A 1,883-nucleotide genomic window follows, 5' to 3' on the forward strand; every position below is an offset into this window, starting at 1 on the left:
CGAGGGCGAGCACCGCCCCGAGCACCGTGCCGAAGACGAGCACCGTGCGCCCGGCGCCCACGGTCGCGCGCCGCTCCCACACCTCGTTGGCCACGGCGGCGGTCCAGGCGATGAGCAGGCCGATCATCCACTGGCCACCGACGGCGACCGACTGCAGCAGCGGCAGGTTGCCGACCTGCGTACTGGCGACGTGGCCCGTCGTGCCGAAATCACCGGTGCCGAAGAGGAACACCAGGGCCGTGTCGGCCAGCGGGAAGACCAGGGTACGGGCGATCCCGGTGAGCCGGCCGGTGAGCAGCCGGTCGATCACGTACGGGATCGGGGTCAGGACGGCGCCACCGGCGGCTGCCACGACGAGCATTTCTCCGGTCGGCATGACGCCGCCGCGGAAGCTCGCGTACGTGCTGAGCGCGCCGGCGAGGGCGAGGGCCGGCACCGCCCACCGGGCGCGGATCGTGCGGCTGAACCGCAGCAGCAGGAGGGGCGCGAGCCACGCCGCGAGTGGGATCGTGGTCTGCATCAGGGTGAAGGGCAGCAGGGCCGCTCCGAGAGCGAGCCAAAGCCAGGACATCATCGGTGCTCCCCGGGTACTTCGTCGTCGATCGCGGTGACCAGGCGGACCTCGCTGTGCGCGTCCCAGAGCTGGTCGAGCAGGGCGCGCAGGGCGGCCTGGTCCAGAACCAGCTCGGTCAGTACCGTCCGGCCGTTCTCGGTGTGGCGGGTGAACTCGCCGAACCGGCGGCGTAGCTCGTTGGCGAGTCCCTCGGAGAGGGTGCCGCGGATGTCCACTCGGTAGCGCAACGTCATGTCGGTCTCCTCGTCGGTCGAGGACGACGATCACGCCCATCGGGGTCGGAACGCACCACCCCCGCGCAGAACCACCCGGGGTGGACGGCTCAGATCAGGCCCAGCCGGCGGCCGCGGCGGACGGCCTCGGGGCGGGAGGCCGCGTCCAGCTTGCGGTAGAGGCTCTTGGTGTAGCCCTTGATCGTGTTGACCGACAGGTAGAGCTCAGCGCCGATCTCGCGCCGGTTGAGTGGGCCCTGCAGTGCCCGCAGGATGGTCAGCTCACGCTCGGTGAGCTGCTCAGCGAGCGCGCCGTCACGGTGCGCCAGGGTCACCGCGCCCCGGCCGATGCGCTCCTGGGCGGAGCGGAGCGCCGCTGCCACACCGGGCAGCACCGGCTCGGTGCGCATGATCTCGTCGGCTTCGGAGAGGGCCGCGGCGGCGGCCCGGCGGTCGCCGCCGGCGAGTTCCGCTTCGGCGCGGGCGGTGAGCGCCCGCACCGACTGGCTCGGGTGGCCGGTGGCCAGGGCCAGGTCCGCGGCGCGGGCGAGGACGGCGCGGGCGCCGGCGACATCGCCGTCGAGATGCAGGACGAGCCCTTCGGCAAGGCGCAGGTACGCGACGGCCGGCGCGGCGGCAACGCCCAGGGCGTCCTCCATCCGGGCCGCCTCGGGCAGGGCGGTGCGCAGCAGCTGCCGTACCTCCTCGATCCTGCCGCCCTTGAACTTCGACACGGCCAGCAGCCCGCAGGCCGTTAACCGGCTGAACGCGGGGAGATCGACAGCGGCCGCCCGGCCGAGGGCGTCGCCGAGCAGCTGGGCGGCCTCGCCGTCGTGATCCATGCCGGTGAGCACGCTGCCGAGTGCGATGCGGGAGATCACCCAGCCCTGCCGGGTGGGATCGGACTCGAGCGCCACCGCCCGCCGTGCCACGTCGAGGGTCTGTGCCGCGGCCCCGCCGGCGTTGACATAGACGGTTCGGAGAGTGGCCGTTGCGGCGCGGTCGGCATAAAGCCATGCTCTGACGCTTAAATGCACTAATGCCTTAAAAAAACATTAAAGTCTAACATACTAGACTTATTTACTTCGTAATTAAGT

2 protein-coding genes and 1 pseudogene are annotated in these 1,883 nt (G+C 71.2%); all 3 read right to left on the reverse strand.

Going from position 1 to position 1,883, the window contains the following annotated elements:
• Nucleotides 1-574: hypothetical protein (locus AB0M20_RS41005; RefSeq protein ID WP_364306664.1), on the reverse strand; the 574-nt coding region annotated here is incomplete at its 3' end.
• The gene (locus AB0M20_RS41010) at nt 571-807 is read right to left on the reverse strand and encodes a hypothetical protein (protein ID WP_364306666.1); all 237 of its coding nucleotides are present in this window, start codon (nt 805-807) and stop codon (nt 571-573) included. The genes AB0M20_RS41010 and AB0M20_RS41005, both read right to left, overlap by 4 nt.
• An 89-nt stretch (nt 808-896) precedes the next feature.
• Nucleotides 897-1,097, reverse strand: a pseudogene (locus AB0M20_RS41015) (LuxR C-terminal-related transcriptional regulator); the annotation flags it as partial.
• Nucleotides 1,098-1,883 lie beyond the last annotated feature (786 nt).

This window comes from Actinoplanes sp. NPDC051633 (genome assembly GCF_040681735.1).
GTDB lineage: Bacteria > Actinomycetota > Actinomycetes > Mycobacteriales > Micromonosporaceae > Actinoplanes.

Excerpts from the sequence above, each read along its gene's own strand:
- AB0M20_RS41010 (WP_364306666.1), bottom strand. The coding sequence starts at position 807 with ATGACGTTGCGCTACCGAGTGGACATCCGCGGCACCCTCTCCGAGGGA.